Source organism: Streptomyces sp. NPDC055955, assembly GCF_042270245.1.
Classification (GTDB): Bacteria; Actinomycetota; Actinomycetes; order Streptomycetales; family Streptomycetaceae; genus Streptomyces.
Window position 1 is genome coordinate 345423 of sequence record NZ_JBHJYS010000004.1, and the last position, 18740, is coordinate 364162.

At 70.2% G+C, this 18740-nt stretch carries 14 protein-coding genes; 8 read left to right on the top strand and 6 right to left on the bottom strand.

The features are described from left to right. Nucleotides 1-60: 60 nt before the first annotated feature. From ACFC96_RS10215 to ACFC96_RS10235, 5 genes are read right to left on the bottom strand one after another with little or no spacing between them, the layout of a single operon-like run. Entirely contained in the window at nt 61-1917 is a 1857-nt protein-coding gene (locus ACFC96_RS10215; protein ID WP_376611354.1) for an ABC transporter ATP-binding protein, read from the bottom strand. A gap of 1 nt (nt 1918) precedes the next feature. Continuing rightward, nucleotides 1919-2857, bottom strand: coding sequence for an ABC transporter permease (locus ACFC96_RS10220; protein ID WP_376261346.1), 939 nt, complete (start codon nt 2855-2857; stop codon nt 1919-1921). Beyond that, a complete protein-coding gene (locus tag ACFC96_RS10225; protein ID WP_340458911.1) occupies nt 2857-3852 on the bottom strand; it encodes an ABC transporter permease in 996 nt (331 codons plus the stop codon). Before ACFC96_RS10225 ends, ACFC96_RS10220 begins: the two co-directional genes overlap by 1 nt. Nucleotides 3853-3857: 5 nt before the next feature. Then, nucleotides 3858-5531: an ABC transporter substrate-binding protein gene (locus tag ACFC96_RS10230; protein ID WP_376261344.1), complete on the bottom strand. Its 1674-nt coding sequence runs from the start codon at nt 5529-5531 to the stop codon at nt 3858-3860. 57 nt (nt 5532-5588) lie between these two features. Continuing rightward, the gene (locus tag ACFC96_RS10235; RefSeq protein WP_376611356.1) at nt 5589-6602 is read right to left on the bottom strand and encodes a LacI family DNA-binding transcriptional regulator; all 1014 of its coding nucleotides are present in this window, start codon (nt 6600-6602) and stop codon (nt 5589-5591) included. 160 nt (nt 6603-6762) lie between these two features. On the opposite strand from ACFC96_RS10235, the gene ACFC96_RS10240 reads away from it, so the two are divergent. Together ACFC96_RS10240 and ACFC96_RS10245 are read left to right on the top strand one after the other, a co-directional pair. Beyond that, the gene (locus ACFC96_RS10240) at nt 6763-9300 is read left to right on the top strand and encodes a beta-galactosidase (RefSeq protein WP_376611358.1); all 2538 of its coding nucleotides are present in this window, start codon (nt 6763-6765) and stop codon (nt 9298-9300) included. 56 nt (nt 9301-9356) lie between these two features. Continuing rightward, nucleotides 9357-10460: a Gfo/Idh/MocA family protein gene (locus ACFC96_RS10245; RefSeq protein ID WP_376611360.1), complete on the top strand. Its 1104-nt coding sequence runs from the start codon at nt 9357-9359 to the stop codon at nt 10458-10460. A 596-nt stretch (nt 10461-11056) separates the two neighbouring features. Here ACFC96_RS10245 and ACFC96_RS10250 read toward each other — a convergent pair. Further along, nucleotides 11057-11947: a MurR/RpiR family transcriptional regulator gene (locus tag ACFC96_RS10250; RefSeq protein WP_376611362.1), complete on the bottom strand. Its 891-nt coding sequence runs from the start codon at nt 11945-11947 to the stop codon at nt 11057-11059. Between the two features lie 137 nt (nt 11948-12084). Here ACFC96_RS10250 and ACFC96_RS10255 point away from each other — a divergent pair, with 137 nt between their 5' ends. The 6 genes from ACFC96_RS10255 to ACFC96_RS10280 are packed head-to-tail and all read left to right on the top strand — an operon-like array spanning nt 12085 to nt 18559. Beyond that, nucleotides 12085-13269 (top strand): C45 family autoproteolytic acyltransferase/hydolase, encoded by a 1185-nt coding sequence (locus tag ACFC96_RS10255; protein WP_376611364.1) that lies wholly within the window; start codon nt 12085-12087, stop codon nt 13267-13269. Nucleotides 13270-13282: 13 nt separating this feature from the next. Continuing rightward, entirely contained in the window at nt 13283-14941 is a 1659-nt protein-coding gene (locus ACFC96_RS10260; protein WP_376611366.1) for an ABC transporter substrate-binding protein, read from the top strand. Nucleotides 14942-14947: 6 nt separating this feature from the next. Next, nucleotides 14948-15895, top strand: a complete 948-nt coding sequence (locus tag ACFC96_RS10265) for an ABC transporter permease (protein ID WP_376611368.1) — start codon at nt 14948-14950, stop codon at nt 15893-15895. Then, entirely contained in the window at nt 15892-16743 is an 852-nt protein-coding gene (locus ACFC96_RS10270) for an ABC transporter permease (protein ID WP_376261332.1), read from the top strand. The genes ACFC96_RS10265 and ACFC96_RS10270 overlap by 4 nt, the downstream gene beginning before the upstream one ends. Before the next feature lie 2 nt (nt 16744-16745). Further along, nucleotides 16746-17735 carry an ABC transporter ATP-binding protein gene (locus tag ACFC96_RS10275; RefSeq protein WP_376611370.1) on the top strand — a complete coding sequence of 330 codons (990 nt, stop codon included), beginning with the start codon at nt 16746-16748 and terminating at the stop codon, nt 17733-17735. Then, nucleotides 17732-18559: an ABC transporter ATP-binding protein gene (locus ACFC96_RS10280; protein WP_376611372.1), complete on the top strand. Its 828-nt coding sequence runs from the start codon at nt 17732-17734 to the stop codon at nt 18557-18559. The genes ACFC96_RS10275 and ACFC96_RS10280 overlap by 4 nt, the downstream gene beginning before the upstream one ends. The last annotated feature ends 181 nt before the right edge of the window (nt 18560-18740 follow it).

Consider the following 18740-nt stretch of genomic DNA (forward strand, 5'->3'; position numbering starts at 1 on the left):
CTCCTGGGCCGTGCGGGACGAAGTGCCATGAGTGGAGTGCTGTCGCGGGACGCGGGACCGTCAGGCGTCGGCCGGAACCGCGCGCCCCCCGTCAGGACGGGGGATGGCCGCGAGCAGCTTGCGGGTGTACGGGTCGCGGGCGTTACCGATCACGTCGAGGGTGGGGCCCTGTTCGACCAGGGCCCCCTGGTTCAGGACCAGGACCTCGTCGGCCAGGAGCCGCGCGCTGAGCAGGTCGTGGGTGATGTAGAGCATGGCGATGGAGCGGTCGCGGACCAGGCGGTCGAGGAGTTCGACGATCTCCGCGCGGATGGAGACGTCGAGCATCGAGATCGGCTCGTCCGCGACGAGGACGTCGGGCTCCGGCGCCAGGGCGCGGGCGATGACGACGCGCTGCCGCTGGCCGCCCGAGAGCTGGCCCGGCAGCTTGTCGAGGTACTGCTCGGCCGGGCTGAGGCCGACGGTCTCCAGGAGCTCGGCCGCGCGGGTACAGGCCTGCTCGGCGTTCAGGCCCAGGTGATTGCGGAGCGGGCGCCCCAGTGCGTAGCCGACGGTGCGGGTGGGGTTGAGCGCCGCGAACGGGTCCTGGAACACCAGTTGGACATGGCGCCGGTAGCGGCGCAGGGCTCGGCGGCCCAGCGTGTCCACACGTTCGCCCTTGAAGCGGATCGTGCCGCTGGTGGGCCGCTCCACCCCCGTGATCATCCGGGCGATGGTGGTCTTGCCCGAGCCGCTCTGGCCGACGAGCGCTCCGACCCGGCCCGGCCGGAGCGAGAACGACACCTCGTCCACGGCTCGTACGGTCGTCGTGCGAAACCCGCGCCTGGTGCGGTACTCCTTGCCGACATCCGTCACGACGAGCACCGGCTCGGTGTCGGGCGTATCCCTGTTCCGTGCGCCGCCCACGGCGGAGAACACCGAGGCGGGGCGCGCACCCGCGGGCCGCGCGCCCCCGGACTCCTCCACGAGGAGGCACCGGGCCGCCCCGCGCTCGACGGGCAGCAATTCGGGATGGCGGGTGCGGCAGGCGTCCACGGCCACGGGGCAGCGAGGCTCGAAGAGACAGCCCTGGTGTGTGCGCGCCAGATTCGGCGGCCGCCCAGGGATGAAGGCGACCCGGACGACCTCGTCGCGCGGGTCGGCGTACGAACCGAGGAGGCCGGTGCTGTACGGGTGAAGCTGTTCGGCGACCATGTCGGCGGCCCGCCGACTCTCGACGATCTCGCCCGCGTACATGACGAGCACCCGGTCGGCCATCTCCATGACGGTGCCGAGGTCGTGGCTGATGAACAGGACCGCGAACCCGAGTGTGCGCTGGAGCTCGCGCAGCCGGTCGAGGATGTCCCGCTGCACCACGACGTCCAGGCCGGTCGTCGGCTCGTCGAGAAGCACGAACTTCGGCCGCAGGGCGAGCGCGAGAGCAAGGGCGACGCGCTGTTTCATACCGCCGGACAGCTCGTGCGGATAGCGCCGCAGCACGTCCCGGTCGAGGGAGACAAGCTCCAGGAGTTCGCCGGCCCGCGCGTCCACATCGACATCCCTGCCCGACGCCTCGGGGTGCGCGGCGTAGGTGTCGGCGAACTGCTCCCGCACGGTGATCACCGGATTGAGCGAGTTCATGCTCGACTGGAACACGGTCGACAGATCGGCCCAGCGCAGTGCCCGCAGCTCGTCCTCACCGGCGTGTGTGATGTCGCGGCCGTCGAAGACGACGCTGCCCTCGGTGATCGCGGCGGGCTTCTCCAGGAGCCGCAGGATCGCGTTGCCGAGCGTCGACTTGCCGCATCCCGACTCGCCGAGGAGCCCGACGAACTCGCCCTCGGCGACCTCGAGTCCGACCCGGTGGACGGCCCGTACGGCGTCGGCGCCGCGCGGGCTGTAGGTCACGGTCAGATCCGTGACTTCGAGCAGGGCCATCTCAGTCCTCCCTCAGGTGCGGGTTGCTCAGTGCGTCGACGCCGAAGTTGATGAGCGAGAAGGAAGTGACGAGGAAGGCGAGGGCCAGGCCCGGCGCGATCAGCCAGGCCCACTGTCCTGTGGTCATCGCACCGCCCATGCTCGCCTGGTTGAGCATCGTTCCCCAGCTCGTCGTGTGCGGGTCACCGAGACCCAGGAACGACAGGCCTGCCTCGGCGCCGATCGCACCGAGCGACGCTCCCATGAAGTCCACGACGATCAGCGAGATCATGTTGGGCGCGATCTCGTACACGATGATGCGCGGCGTGCTGTCTCCCGCGAACTTGGCGGCTGTCACGTAGTCGCGGGTGCGCAGCGTGGCGATCTGGGCACGTTTGACGCGGGCGCCGAACGCCCAGCCGGTGACCGTGATGACGATGATGACCAGCCAGAGGCCCTTGACCGGCGCGTACGCCGCCAGCGTGATCATCAGCGGAAGGACGGGCACGACGAGGCCGAGGTTGATGAAGAAGGACAGGACCTCGTCGACCGGGCCCTGCAGATAGCCGGCGGTGAGTCCGACGGCGACCGCGATCAGGGTGGACAGGGTGCCCGCCACCACGCCCACGATCAGCGAGGTCCGGGTCCCGTGGATCACCTGCGAGAACACGTCCTCGCCCCGTGCCGTGGTGCCCAGCCAGTGCGCGCCGCTCGGCCCCTGGGACAGCCCGAAGGTGTCGGCGCGTGGGGAGTACGGAGCGATGACCGGGGCGAGGACCGCGACCAGGACGAAGCCGGCGAGCAGCAGCAGTCCCGCGCGGCACTTTCCGTTGCGCCACAGGATGAGGAACCAGCCAGGCACTCGCGTCGAGCGGCCCGCGGTGATCGCGGCGAGCTGGACACCCTCGGTGTCCCCGGCGTGCGGCACGGCCACGGCGCTCGGGTTGTTGGCGATCGTCATCAGGCTGCCTCCGTCCTGCGGACCCGCGGATCCAGGAATCCGTACGCGATGTCGGCGAGGAAGTTGGCGATCAGGACCCCGACGGTGGTGAACAGGAACAGGGCCTGCATCAACGGGAAGTCCTTGTTGCTCACCGCCTCGAGGAGGAGGCGGCCGAGTCCGGGATAGCTGAAGATGCTCTCCACGAGCACGGTGCCGCCGAGGATGCCGCCGAGCGCGATGGCGAATCCGGTGACGTTCGGCAGAATCGCGATCCGCGCCCCGTACGTCAGGGCGATCCGGCGGCGTGGCAGTCCCTTGGCGCGGGCGAGGCGTGCGTAGTCCTCTCCAAGGGTCTGCACCATGTTGTTGCGCATGCCGATGATCCATCCGATCGGCCCGGTGACGAGCAGCGCGACGGCGGGCAGCACGCTGTGCTGGAACGCGTCGGAGAAGAACAGCCAGGTCCAGCCCGGAGAGCTGCCGCCGCCGTAACCGCCGCCCTCGGGAAACCAGTTCAGGGTGATCGCGAACACGAACACCAGGAGCAGTGCGATCCAGAAGAACGGAAGCGTGCCCACGAACGTCGAACCGAGCGTGATCACCGTGTCGACCCGGCTGTTGCGCCGGTACGCGGCCCAGGCCCCGAGCAGGGTGCCCACGATGAACGACAGGATCTGGGTGACCCCGACCAGGACGAGCGTCCAGGGCACGGCCTGCATCACGACATGACTGACGCTGTAGGGGTAGTACGTGTAGGAGAGCCCCAACTGCCCGTGGGCCAGGGCTCCGAGGTAGTCCCAGTACTGGGTGAACAGATTGCCGTCGGGCGCGCCGAGCATCTTGCGGACGGCCGCGAGCTGTTCGGGGGAGACCACCCCGGTCTTGCCGGACAGTCGCGAGAGGATCGCCTGGGCCGGATCACCCGGCTGGAGCCGGGGGATCAGGAAGTTCAGTGTCACCGCGGCCCACAAGGTGGCCAGGAAGAACCCGGCGCGGCGGAGGAAGTACGTCATCCCGGTCAGCCCTGGGCCGGGCGCAGATGCGTGAGGATGATGAGGTTGTCGCCGCCGGCCGCGTACGGGTTCTTCGCGTTCGGCCAGCCCACGGCGCGCGTGGTGTCGTACTGGAACCACTTGGCGCCGTACCAGATCGGGATCATCGGTACGTCGTTCATCATGATCTCGGAGAGGCCCGCGACGGCCTTCTTCTGGGCCTTCTCGGTGGAGGCGGTCCGCAGATCGTCCAGGAGCGCGTCGGTCTTCGCGTCCTTCCAGCGCACCTCGTTGCTGAAGGCGCGCTTCCCGATGGGGGCGGTGCCGGCGCTGCCGAGCGGGTGGCCGAAGCCCGTGGACATGTTGCAGTCGCCGCCGTGCGCGCCGAACATCATGTCGTAGCGGCCCATGGCACGGTCCTGGTCGTGGACCTCGGACGTGGTGCGGTCCAACTCGACCTGGAGGCCGAGGGCCTTGAGGTTCTTGACGAGGATCTCGGCGGCAGCGACCCAGTCGGTGTACTCCGTGGGCACCTTGAACGCGAACGAGATCGGCTTTCCGTCCTTGCCGAGCCGCCGGCCCTCGGCGTCCTTGCGGTAACCGGCCCTCGTGAGCGCCGCGTCGGCGGCCTTCGGGTCGAACGGGATGCGTCCCCCGTTCTTGATGTCCTTGGGCAGCCAGTCCTGCTGGCCGGGCAGTACCAGACTGGTCTGGCTGGCGGTCTTCACGTAACCGAGCTGGGCCTTGCGCGCCACGGTGTCGCGGTCGAAGGCGCTGGTGAGCGCGCGGCGGAAGGCGACGTCGCCGAAGGGAGCCTCGGTGAGGTTCATGTAGACGCTCATGACCATGCCCGGGGCGTACCAGTAGTGATGGTGCTTCGGATCCTTGTCGACGTACGACTTCTGGACGTCCGGGATGAACATGCCGTTGGTGTCGTACTCGCCGCGGCCCATCTTCAGCTGCTCGATCTCGGGGGAGCCGTTGTTCTGCTTGAACCGGACCTCCTTGACCTTGACCTTGTCGGCCTGCCAGTAGCGCGGGTTGCGCTCGGTGACCACCTGCTGGGGGTTGAAGGACTTCACCTTCATCGGTCCCGTGCCCACCGGGTCCTTGGCGTCGGTGAACTTCGTCGGGTCCTGCACCGTCGACCAGATGTGCTCGGGGACGATGGGCACGGCACTGATGACGGGGAAGCCGGACGCGCCGGGCTCCTTGAAGGTGAAGGTGACCTGCTTCGCGCTGGTGGCCCGCACCGAGTCGAGCAGTGGCCAGGACCCCTTGGTGTCCAGGACGTCGTACTTCTTGATCATGTTGAAGGTGAAGGCGACATCCTTCGCGGTGAAGGGCTTGCCGTCGTTCCACTGCACGCCGTCGCGGATGTCGAAGACGAGTGTCTTCGGGTTCTGCCAGTGGTACGACTTCGCCAGCCAGGGGACCTGCTTGCAGCTGTTCTGCTCGATCACGTACAGGGGCTCGTAGACGAAGTTCGAGGCCGCCAGCTTCGACGCGTCCAGGAACGGGTTGTAGTTGGCCTGGGGCGCGTTGCCCCCGCCGATGCCCGCGTACGTGATGTGGCTGATCATTCCGCCCGAATTGACGCTGTCGGCGGTGTCCTCGGTGCCCGTGCATCCTGCGAGCAGCAGGCTCGAGCTCGCCAGGCCGGCTACGAACGCGGTGGTGAAGCGTGGCCGTCTCGTCATTGAGGTACCTCCGTCGTCTGCGGGTGTGGCGTCTGTTCGGTGTCCGGTGGTCGGTGTTCAGTCGTCCAAGGGGCTTGCGACCGCTGGGCGGCAGCCGCACGATTCGCGCAGGACGAGCCGGGTCGGCAGGGTGATGTGCCGGGTGGCTCGTGACTCCCGGTCGGCCAGGAGACGGGCCGTGGTGGTGGCGAGTTCGCGGATGGGCTGACGGACCGTGGTCAGTCCCGGCCGCACCATGGCCGCCATCTCCATGTCGTCGAATCCTGTGACCGCGAGGTCGTGGGGCACGCGCAGGCCGCGGCCGAGTGCGCTGAGCACCAGCCCGAGCGCGGTCTCGTCGTTGGCGCACATCACCGCGTCGGGCCGCTGTCCGCCGTCCAGGATCTGCTGGGCGGCGATGATCCCGTCGGACTGCTGGAGTCCGACCCGTACGGGCTCGGCGGGTGGAACCACGCCCGCGTCCCGGTGCGCGGCGAGGAACGCCTCCCAGCGGGACGTCACATCGGGGGAGCCCTCCGGCTTGCCGACGAACGCGAGACGGCGGTAGCCGTGTTCGACGAGCAGATGCCGGGCCAGCGTCCCGAACGTGGTGTTGTCCATGGTCACGGTCGAGTGCGCGCCTCGCTCCCGGGCGCACATCACCACCAGCCGCACCTGGCTTGCCACCTGTTCGAGGGCCGCGTCGGAGACGGTGCCGGCGAGGATGGCCAGGCCGTCGACGCGGTTGGCGAGATCGATCACCCGGGTGTCGGTCCCCGAGTGGGAGTGGGAGGCGAGCAGGAACATGCTGTCGCCCGAGTCCTGCACCTCCTGCTCGAAACCCTGGAGCAACTCGGAGAAGTACGGGCCCGACAGGCCCGGGAAGACCAGCCCGAGCGCTCCGTGCCGGGTCTCGGCAAGGGCGCGGCCCAGGTGGTTGGGGCGGTAGCCGGACTCCTCGATGATGCGCAGGACCTTCTCGCGCAACTCCGGTGAGACCGTGGTCGATCCACGCGAGACACGCGAGACCGTGGCGGGCGAAACACCCGCCTGCTGTGCCACCCAGCGCAGCGATACACGGCTATTGCTCATCCTGACGGCCCCCGATATGTTCGGGAAACCGGTTTCCGGAAACCGGTTTCACGGCGATTTCAGGAACGTAGTCCGGTCCCGGCGGGGATGGCAATACCCCCGTCAGGAACCAGAGTTCAGATCTCAGAAAGTCCGACGATCACCTGATGGGGACTGTTTCGTGAGTACTTCGCAAGGTTCGGACGGCGTGACACGCGGGGCGCAGGCGCAGGGCCCGGCTTCCGGGGAACAGGCTTACAGAACCGTCGACTTCGAGCGGAGGCGGCTGCTCGTGGGCGGAGTGCCGAGGATCTTCATGTCCGGGGAGGTGCACTACTTCCGGCTGCGCCGCGAGGTCTGGGCCGACCGGCTCGACAAGCTCGTGGCGGCGGGCTGCACCGGCGTCGCCAGCTACATGCCATGGCTGGTGCACGAGACCCCGGACGGCGAGGTGGACCTGACAGGGGCCACCAGCGAATACCGCGACCTCGTCCACTTCCTCGAACTCGCCGCCGAACGCGACCTGTTGGTGATTGCGCGTCCCGGCCCCTTCGTCATGGCCGAGCTCAAGAACGAGGGCGTGCCCTTCCGGATCTACCGCGACCACCCCGAGGCGGTGCCGCGCGGCTGGGACGGCGAGCCGGTGCCGACTCGCACGCTCGACTACCTGGACCCCGGCTATCTCTCCCAGGCCGAACGCTGGTTCGCGGCCGTCACGTCCGTGCTCGCCGAGCATCAGATCACCCGAGGCGGCCCGGTCGCGGCCCTCCAGCTCGACAACGAGGTCGGCATGCTGACCTGGGTCAGCGGCGCCCCCGAGCTCACCGACCGCACCGTGGCCGCTCTGGCGTCGCAGTCCCTTGAGCGATGGGGCCGGGAGGAGTCCGTACACCGCTACGGCGCCGACCCCACGGACCTCGCGGCATGGGCGGACCAGTGGCGCTCCGGCGGAACGCGGAGCGGCACCGTGCCCCAGCAGCTGACGCTCCATCACGACCTCGCCGACCACCACCGTGACCGGTACGCCGCGTATCTCCTGCGACTGCGCGACGTGGCCCTGGAACACGGCATCGAGGTCCCGATGCTGGTCAACCTGCACGGCACCGACGCCGCCCGCGGCCGCACCTTCCCGATCGGCATCAGCCAGCTGTCGCGCGCGTACGCCGGCATCCCACGGATGACCTCCGGCTCGGACCACTACCTGTACGACGCGACCGTCGAGAACACCCCCGACCTGTATGTGATGAACGCCTTCATGGCCGCCGTCCACGACGCCCACCAGCCGCTCACCTCACTGGAGTTCGAGGCGGGCACCGGCGACTACGGCGAGGACCTGAGCCGTCAGGCCGCGCCCGAGGCCACCGGCCTCAAGACCCGCCTGTGCGTCGCCCAGGGAAACCGGCTGATCAATTACTACCTGTTCAGCGGCGGCCACAATCCGCCCCTGGACGAGCCCGCCGGCGACGGCAACGACCGGATCGCCTTCACCGGTGAACGCCACGGCTTCGCCGCGCCCGTCGACCCCGAGGGCGGGCTCAGCGAGGCCTACACCGCGATCCGGGACGCGGTGCGCGCGGTGCGCGGCAGCGAGCACCTGCTGGCCGACATGGACGAGACGCACGACGACATCGTGCTCGGCTACGTCCCCGACCACTATCTGACCGAGTTCGCCCACCCCGCCTCCGACGCCCGGCGCGAACAACGCCGCGACATCGAACGCTCGCGGGGTATGGGGCCGCGCGACATCCTGGCCCGCGCCCTCGTCCTCGGAGGCCACTCCTTCGCGGCGCGCGACCTCTCTGCGGCGCCGACGTCGTACCGCAGCGCGCTCGATCCGGCCGGTCCGGTGCTCGCGCTCGCCACGCCCGCCACGCTGGGGCGCGCGGTGCAGGAGCGGCTCGCGGCATTTCTGCGCGCGGGCGGCCGGCTGCTGCTTCACGGTCGGCTTCCCGTCCTAGACGACGACGGCACGCCCTGCACGGTGCTCGCCGACGCGCTCGGTCTCGCCGTCGAGGAGACCGTGGACGGAACGAGCGGCTACTTCCCGTCCGTACGGGCCACCGGCTGGGCCGGACACCGGCCCGAGGTCCGGGTCGGCTTCCTGGAGCGGCTGCGGACCACCGGCACGGGGGCGACCAAGGCCGAAGCGCTCGCCCTGGACGTGGCCGACGGCTCGCCCGCCGCGATGGACGTCACCCTCGAAGGAGGCGGACGGGCGGTCGTCGTGGCCTGCGACTACCCCTGCCACCTGGAGTTCTGGCGCATGCTGCTCGGGCGTCTCGGCGTACGCGCGCAAACCGTCGCCGACGGAGCGACGCCCGGACTCGTGACCACGGTCACGGCGGACGCCAGGGGGCAGAAGCTCGTCCACCTGATCAATGTCTCCGTGCAGCCGCAGCGCTTCACGCTGACCGTGGCGGGAGAGCTGTACGCCGGTGGCACCGTACTCGAACTGCCCGCCCGCGCGGGCCTGATGCTGCCGCTCGACGTCCGTCTCGACGGAGCGGTGCTGCGCTGGGCGACAGCCGAACTCGACGGACCGGGAGACGGACCGACGCTGTCGCTGCGCAGGGGGGCGGGGCCCGGCTGCGCACTTCTCGACACGGGCCGGACGGTCGTCGTCGAAGCCGGGGTCCGTACGGAACGCACCGAAGGCGGCGTCCTGGTGACGTGGCCGGGTGGCGCGGACGGCGAGCGACTGGTCGTCCGGCTCGCGTGAGCGGTTCCACCGCACGACCTGTAACCCGACCCGATCGACAGAAGGAGACCGGTGCGATGACACTCAAGATCGGAGTGCTGGGCCTGGGCAGCGTGTTCCAGGGCCCCTACTCCTCCCTGATCACCAAGCTCCAGCACGAAGGGCGCGTCGAGCTGGTGGCGGGGTACGACCCGGACCCGGCCAAGCGGGAGATGACCGCCGAGCGGTTCGGGGCGGACACCTCGTTCGCGGACGGCCAAGCGCTGATCGACCGTGCGGACCTCGACATCGTCCTCGTCCTGACCAGCATGAACGAGCACGGATCGCTGGCGCGTGCGGCCCTTGAGGCCGGTAAGCACGTTCTCGTCGAGAAGCCGATGGCGACCTCGCTGGAGGAGGCCGGCGAGCTCCTCGAAGCGGCCGCCGGAGCCCGCGGACAGCTGGTCTGCGCCCCGCACGTCGCGTTGTCCCCGACGTATCGCGAGATGCACCGACGGGTGCGCGACGGGGAGATCGGCGAGCTCCATCTGGCCAGGGCCCGCTACGGCTGGTCGGGGCCCTGGTGGGGGCGCTGGTTCTACGAACAGGGCGGCGGCTCGCTCTTCGACCTCGGGGTCTACAACCTCACCAGCTTGTGCGGATTCCTCGGCTCGGTGCGGCGGGTGACCGCGATGGTCGGCGTCGCCGTTCCCAAGCGCGAGGCGGAGGGCGAGCAGGTCACCGTGCGCTCCGACGACAACGCGCACATCGTCCTGGACTTCGGGGACGCCCGGTTCGCGTCCATCGCCACCGGCTTCACGCTGCAGAAGTACCGTTCGCCGGCCGTGGAGCTGTACGGCAGCGCCGGGACGCTGCAGATGCTGGGTGACGACTGGGCGCCCGAGGGCTTCGAGCAGTGGACCAATGCGCGCGGCTCCTGGGAGCTCGTCGGCGAGTCCGACCCCAACTGGCCCTGGACCAACGGTCTGCGCCATCTCGTCGACTGCGTGGAGAACGGCACCCGCACGCTCACCCGGCCCGAGCACGCCTACCACGCGCTCGAAGTGATGCTGGCCGCCAAGAGGTCGGCGGAGGAGGGACGGGTCGTGGAGATCCGCAGCTCCTTCCCCGACTTCACGTACGACGGCGCGGAGCAGGCGGCGCGGGACGGCCGGGGCAAGCACGACCCACGCTCGTCCTGACCCGCGACGGCAGATGCCCTGGCCTGGCCGCTGTGACGGTCCGGCCGGGGCAGTTGCCATGCGCTCTCCTGCGCGGACGCCTCCGGAGAGCATGCCCCGGATGAAGTGGCCACCAGGGAACCGGGGAGGAGCGCGGTGACGGTGAGCACCGTCGCGCAGGCCTCACCGGAGCCCCGCGGCTCGTCCCGGATCGTTCCCCACGTGTGACGGACGTGGGCCAGTCTGCTGGGGCAGACTCCCGGACGCAGCTGTGACGCGTTCACCTGCCCACCGCCCGCCCTGCCGTGATCACCGTGCGGCCGGCCGGAGTGCGGTGGGGACCGTGGCGCACGCCGGGCCGCAGATCTCGCAGTGCCCCGGCCTCGACCTCATGGGCGCCCGGGGCGCGTTCGGGCTGCGCGCGAGGTCTCGGCGGGAGTCGTGTTGATCTCGCCTGCCGATCGGCGTGCCCCGTATCCGAGGTCAAGCCTGATCTTCAGCGGCAGCGTGGTCGTGCCTCCGCTGCCGCGCCTGGTCGGCTTGTGGGCGCCCAACGGCGCGGGCCTGCACGGGCCGAACTTGGCCGAAGAGGCGTCGGTCAGGGGGAACGTACCCCGTCACCCCCGCCGTTTCGGTCGTAGCAGTTGTTCCCGCAGGGCCGTGAGCTGGTGGGAGGAGTCCACCGCGCGGGACTCGTCGAGGGTGGCGAGTGCGAGCAGGAGTGCGTCGGCCACGAGGAGGCCGGTCAGTGACTCCGCTGTGATGCCGGTGGGGGTGTGCGGCGCCGTCAGGACCGCCTCGACCTGGTCCTCGTAAGCCTCGCCCAGTTCGTCCGTCACCAGGACGACCTTGGCGCCGACCGCGCGGGCCCGCTCCATCATCACGGTGAGTTCGACGAGTTGGCGGCCGGGCTGGAAGATGACCACCGCGTCGCCCTGCCCGAGGGCGAGGAGCTGGTCGGCGAGGGCGAAGCCGGTCTCGGAGACGAATCGGGCCCGGCGGCCGATGCGGCCGAGCGCGAGGGCCAGGTGGCGGGCGCCCGGTTCCGAGGCGGCGACTCCGTAGCAGAACACTTCGTGCGCTTCGGCGAGAGCGGTCACCGCGCGCTTGAGGGCGTCCGGTTCGGTGAGGCGCCGGGTCTGGTCGATGCGCTCGCGGGCCTCGTCGAAGACGTCGCTCCAGATGGAGGCGAGGTCCCGGCCCACATGCGCGATGCGCTGCTTGAGGCGGACCTCGGGGGCGACGGCGGAGGTGAAGTCGTTGGCCAGTTCGCGCTTGAGGGCGGGCAGGCCCGCGTAGCCGAGGCGCTGGAGTGCCCGCACGACGGTGGCGTTACTGGTGGAGCTCGCCGTACCCAGCTCCTGCGCGCTGGCGAAGAGCAGCTGCTCGACGGGTGCGCCGGCCAGGTACTGCGCCACGGCGCGCTCGGAGGTGGACAGTTCCTCCCATTGGTCGCGAATCGCTGCCCGGAGGTGCGTCGCGCCGGTCCCGTCCTCTGTAATTTCCATTACGACCATTGACTTTCGTGTGACTGGCGTTACTGTCCTGGGCAGAACGTTCCAAGTGGAGCTGTTTCTGAAATCGACGTTACAGGATCCTCCGGTCCTCCGCCGTCGTTCGGGAGCGCTCCGTCGCGAGGAGAACAATGACACCCCGTCCCACGGAAACCGCCCCCACCCGGGTCCTTCCGGTCATCGAGATCTCCGGCAGCCCGCTCGAGCGGGGCCGGCAGTACGGCGAGGCCGTGCGGCCCCGACTGCACGCCGCCCTCGCCTACTACGAGGAGGCCTTCGGCCAGTCGGCCGGGCTGACCTGGGACCGAGTCACCGCCCGCGCCGCCCGCTGGCTGGAACCCGTACGCGACTACGCACCCCATCTCGTCGACGAGATGCGGGGCGTCGCGGACGGCGCGGGAGTCGACCTGCTCGACGTCCTCGCCCTGAACGCGCGGGGTGAGGTCCTCTACGACAAGTCCTTCGCGCAGATGGAGGCCGACGGCGGGACATCCGAGGAGGAGCCCGCCGAGGGCTGCACCTCCTTCGCCGCCTACGGCGAGGCCAGCGGCGACGGGCACGTCTACGCCGGGCAGAACTGGGACTGGCGCGCCGGGGTCGCGGACACCGTCGTCATGATCCGGATCGTCCAGCCCCCCAAGCCCACGGTGATCATGCAGGTCGAGGCCGGCCAGATCGGCCGCCAGGGCGCCAACTCCGCCGGGATCGCCTTCAACGCCAACGGCCTCGGTGGTCGCTTCGACGACGCGATCGGCCTGCCCCAGACCGTCGTGCGCCGCAGCGTCCTCGACCAGAGCAACATCACCGACGCCCTCGACGTGCTCTGCCGCACCCGCGCCCACATCGCGAGCAACGCCCTGCTGACGTGCCGAGAGGGTTTCGCCATCGACCTGGAGACCACCCCGGCGGGACACGGCTGGATGTATCCGACCGACGGCCTGCTGGTGCACGGCAATCACTACCAGGCAGGCGTCCCCGCCCAGTTGGCGACCGCCGGCTACCGGCCCATGTCGTCCGACTCGCTGGTCCGTGTGCCACGTGCCGAGCAGGGACTGAGGGCGTTGCGCGGCTCCACGGGTCCCGACGAGTCCCGCAAGATCATCCGCCACGCCATGTCGGATCACCTCGGTCTCCCCGAGTCCCTGTGCACCCACCCGGACCCCCGGCAGCCGGCCGTCAAGCACTGGATGACGCTCGTCTCCTCCCTGGCCGACCTGACCACCGGCGACTACCACGTCACCGCCGGAACCCCCTGCGACCGCGAGTACCAGCACCTCCCCTGGAACCTCTACGACGGCCCGTACGGCCAGAACTGACAGGAAATCAGCGATGACCCACACCAGTTCCAGAAGAAGAAAGGCCGTGGCCGCAGGCCTCGTCGCCGCGACGATCGCCGCGGCCGCGGGCTGCAGCGGAGCCACCCGGAACACCGCGGGCGGCTCCGCGACCGCCGACGCCGCCAAGCTCACCCTCACCCCCACGACCACCGCCGCGAAGGGTGAACTGGCCAACGCCGACTGGCTCCTGGAGGACGAACCGGACTCGCTCGACCTGGACACCCAGGGCACCAGCGCCGGCCGCGTCGTCCTCACCAACGTCTGCGAACGCCTCTACCAACTGCAGCCCGACATGTCGACGAAGCCCCTCCTCGCCGAGAAGGCACAGACGCCGGACGACAAGACCCTCGTCCTCACCCTGCGTTCCGGCGTCACCTTCCACGACGGCACCCCGATGACCGCCGACGACGTGCTGTGGAGCCTGAAGCGGCACGCCGACCCCGACATGGAACAGGGCGACGAGTTCGGCAACATCGCCGCGATGAAGAAGACCGGCGCCCGCCAGGTCACGATCACCTTCAAGGCGCCGGACGCCATGTTCTTCAAGGCACTCGCGGGCGACGCGGGGATCGTATGGAACAAGGAGCAGGTCGAGAAGGCCGGCAAGGACTTCGGCACACCCGGACAGCCCGACGCCTGCACCGGTCCGTACGAGCTGAGCAGTTGGAAGTCCGGCGACTCCATCACCATCCGCCGCTACGACTCCTACTGGGGCAGGAAGCCACTGACGAAGCAGGTCACCTTCCGCTGGGCCGCCGACAGCGCCCTCGTCAACGCCCTGACGACCGGCGCGGCCGACGGCGCGTACGCCGAATCGCCCAACACCGCCGCCGCCCTCCAGGGCAAGAAGGGCCTCGAACAGCACTACGGCCCCTCCACCGCGTCGCTCGTCCTCATCCCCACCGAGCGCGGCGGACTGAAGGACGCCAAGGTCCGCCGGGCGCTGTCCCTCGCGCTGGACCGCAAGGGCATCGCCGCGTCCGGCTACGGCGGCATGGTCCAGCCCTGGGGAACCCCGGTCGGCTCAGGCGCGTGGGGCTACGAGAAGCCGGTCTTCGAAACCGCCCAGAAAGCCGTCGACTACGCCCCCGCCAGCCCCTCGGCCGACGATCTCGCCAGCGCCAAGCAACTGGTGAAGGAGTCCGGGGCCGATGCCACCACCCCGATCGTGATCGGTACGGACGCCAGCCAGGGCCGCACCGTCATCGCCAACGCGGTGCGCGCGGCCCTCCAGCGGATCGGACTCAAGGGGCAGATCAAGACGGTCCCGACCTCGCAGTTCGAGCAGTTCTACAGCGACCCGCAGGCCCGCGCCGACATCGACGTCCTGGCCGGCGACTGGTACATCTCCAAGGCCGACCCGATGGGCTTCTACGACAACGCCCTGTCCGACTCCTCGAACAACTGGGTCGGCTACAAGGACACGGCGTACGACACCGAGGTGAAGAAGGCACTCGCCACCCTCGACGACGCACAGCGGGCCGAGCTCGCGGTCGACGTCCAGAAGAAGTTCACCGACGCCGCCGTGTGGATCTCCGTCGCCCAGGTCCCCTCTGTCCTCGTCCTCAACGCCAAGCTCACCGGACCGCCCGCCTCCATGGCCTACCTCTACTACCCGTGGGCCGCCGAACTCGGCGCGAAGAAGGGCTGACCACCGATGCTTGCCCGGATCTCCCGGCGCCTGGCCGGACTGCTCGCCACCCTCGGCGCCGCCTCCTTCGTCATCTTCGCCGCCGTGTACGCGGCACCCGGCGACCCCGCCGTCTTCCTGGCCGGCGGCCGCGACAAGCTCACCCCCGAAAAGCTCGACCTGGTGCGCGCGCAGTACCACCTCGACGAGCCGCTCGTCGTGCAGTACGGGCGCTGGCTCGGCGACTGTCTCCACTTCGACCTCGGCCGCTCCTTCAAGTACGGCGACCAGGTCGCCGACCTGGTCGCCGCCCGCTTCCCGACGACACTCGCCCTCGTCGCCTACGCGACCGTGCTCTTCGTCGTCCTCGGCGTCGGCGCGGGGATCCTCGCCGCCGTGCGCCGCGGCACCTGGATCGACTCGGCGGTCGTCGGCGGCACGACACTCGCCGCGTCGGTGCCCTCGTTCGTCTCGGCGATCGCCCTGGTCGCCCTGTTCGGCGTGCAGTTGGGCTGGTTCCCGGTGTCGGGCAGCGGCGAGGGCTTCGCCGGCGGCCTGCACCATCTGACCCTGCCCGCCCTCTCGCTGGCGCTGGGCGCGCTCGCCCTGATCAGCCGCGTCACCCGGCAGTCGATGGTCGACGCGGGTGCCGCCGACCATGTGGAGGCCGCCCGTGCCTCCGGCATCCCCGAACGCGAGATCGTGCTCCGGCACATCCTGCGCAACGCGCTCGGCCCGATCGTCACCATGTGCGGCCTCGTCATGGCGGGCATGCTCGCCGGCACCGTCGTCGTCGAGACGGCGTTCGGCATCAGCGGTGTCGGATCGCTGCTCGTCGGCGCGATCAACACCCACGACTTCCCGGTCGCACAGGCCGTACTCCTCCTCATGGTCACCGGCTACATCGTGGTCACCACCCTCGTCGACCTGGTCCACCCGCTGCTCGACCCGCGAGTGAAGGAGGCCGCCGCATGAGCGCCCGGACCCTCGCCCCCATCGGCTTGGAAGCCGCGAAGGAACGGCGCCCCTTCGGCGTCGTCGTCGCGGGCGGCGTGATGACCCTCGTCGTACTCGCCGCCGTCCTCGCCCCCCTGCTCGCCCCGTACGCACCCGACACCATCGACCTCTCGGCCTCCCTCGTCGGCACGAGCGGCGACCACATCCTCGGGACCGACTCCTCCGGGCAGGACCTGCTCTCCCGAGTCCTGTACGGAGCCCGCACCAGCCTCATCGCCCCGATCCTGCTGCTGGCCATCGCGGCACTCCTCGGCGTCACCCTCGGCACGCTCGCCGCCTGGCGCGGCGGCTGGGTGGACACCCTCGTCTCCCGCCTCACCGATGTCATGTACGCGTTCCCCGGGCTCCTGTTCACCGTCCTGATCATCGCTGTCTTCGGCTCCGGCATGACGACGTCCGTGCTGGCGCTCGGACTCGCGTACACCCCGACCGTCGCCAAGTACACCCGGTCGGTGGCGCTCGCCGAGCGCCGCAAGCCGTACATCGACGCCTACCGGGTCCTGGGCATGGGCGGCGCACGGATCTGCGCCCGTTTCCTCGTCCCCAACCTCGGCCGGTCCGTCGTCGGCTATCTCGTGGTCCTCTTCGGCGAGGCCCTGATGTCCCTGGCCACGCTCTCCTACCTGGGCTTCGGCGCCCAGCCGCCCAGCTCCGACTGGGGACTGATGGTCCAGGAGGGGCAGGCCGCCGTCGTCCAGGGCGCGCTCCTGCCCGCACTGGTGCCGGGCTTCGCCATCGCCCTCGTCGTGGTGTCCTTCAACGTCGTCGGCGTCTGGGCCGCCGACCGACTCGGCAGCAGGAAGTAGCCATGCTCCTCGACATCGACAGCCTCACCCTCCAACTGCCCGGCACCGCCCGGCCCGTCCTCAACGGCGTCTCCCTCCAGGTGGCGAGCGGCGAAGTGGTCGGCCTGGTGGGCGAGTCCGGCTCGGGCAAGTCGACCACCGCCAAGGCGGCCCTGCGCACGCTGCCCGACGGAACGGCCATGTCCGGATCCGTACGTGTCGACGGTACGGACGTCCTCGCACTGACGGGTGACGACCTGCGCCGCCACCGCTCCCGTACGGTCGCCATGGTCCACCAGGACCCGCGTTCTGCCCTCAACCCGGTCCGCCGGGTCGGTGACTTCCTCGTCGAACGGCTGACGGGAACCGGCCTCGACCACAAGACGGCCCGCACCCGGGCCGTCGAACTCCTCGACACCGTAGGCCTCTCCGACCCCGAACGCCGGGCCCGCCAGCGCCCGCACGAACTGTCCGGAGGCATGCTCCAGCGCGTCGTCATCGCCGGCGCCCTCGCCGCCGACCCCAGACTGCTGCTCGCCGACGAGGCGACCAGTGCGCTGGACGTCACCACCCAGGCGGAAATCCTCTCGCTCCTGCGCACCCTGCGCGCCGACCGGAGCCTCGGACTCCTGTTCATCACGCACGACCTCCACCTCGCCGCCGCGTACTGCGATCGCGTGTACGTCATGTACGCGGGCCGGGTTGTCGAGCAACAGCCCGCCACCCAGCTCTTCGACCGGCCACGCCACCCCTATACGAAGGGCCTGCTGGCCTGCTCGCCGACGCTGGGAGAGGGGCGGCGGGAGCTTCGCCCGATCCCCGGACGCCCACCGTCCCTCGCGGACAGGTTCGGCGGCTGCGAGTTCGCGGACCGCTGTGCCGACGCGGAGCCGGCGTGCTCGACCTGGTCGCCGGAGCCTTCGCCCCTGCCGGGCGAGGGCAGCGCGACCTGCCGCCGACTGCCCGAACTCGCGGGCCCGGGCCCGACTCCACTGAAAAGGAGCGTTCGATGACCGCCGAAGTGCCGCAGGACGCACCGCTGTTGGCGGTGGAAGGGCTGCGCAAGACGTACGGTCTGCCCGGCGGAGGGCGTCTCACCGCAGCGGACAGCGTCACCTTCACCGTCCCGGCGGGCGGCTCGCTCGGCATCGTCGGCGAGTCCGGATCCGGCAAGACGACCGTCGCGCGCATGCTCGTGGGTCTCGTACGGCCGGACGCCGGCACCGTCTCCGTCTCGGGCCGGACCCGCACACCACGCACCCCGCGCGGCAGCCGGGCACGCCTCGCGCGGGCTCGCGAGATCCAGATGGTGTTCCAGGACCCGTACGTGTCCCTGGACCCCCGGCTCACGTCCCGCCAGTGCCTGACCACGGCCCTGCGCCTGCACGGCCGGGACGAGTCACTCGCCGATGGACTCCTGGAACAAGTGGGCCTCGGCACACGTGAGTCGGGGGCCCGGCCGCACGGCCTGTCCGGCGGCCAGCGCCAGCGGCTCGCCATCGCGCGGGCCCTGGCCGTCGACCCCAAGGTGCTGGTCCTCGACGAGGCGGTGGCCGCGCTCGACGTGTCGATCCAGGCACAGATCCTGCACCTGCTCGAAGAGATCCGCCGCGACACCGGGGTCGCTCTCGTGTTCGTCAGCCACGACCTGGCGGTCGTCCAGCACATCACGGACAAGGTCGTGGTCATGCGCCGGGGCACCGTGGTCGAACAGGGCCCGACAGCAGATGTCCTGGCCGCCCCGCAGGACCCGTACACGCGGCTTCTGCTCGCCTCGGTGCCGCGCGCGGGCTGGGATCCGGCGGACGCGGTGAGGGCGCGGGCGGCCACAGTGTGAACGCCCTGAGCGGCTGAAGCTCGGGCTGCGAGGGCCACGTCTCATGGCGCTCATGGACTGACGAGGTGTCAAGTATGGACGGGGACCGTGCGTGCGGTCTCTGTACCGGTGGGCGCCACTCTGCCGACGGCGCGGAGAACCGGACCGTCGGCAGAGTGCCATGAGAAGCAGCCGCGTCAGG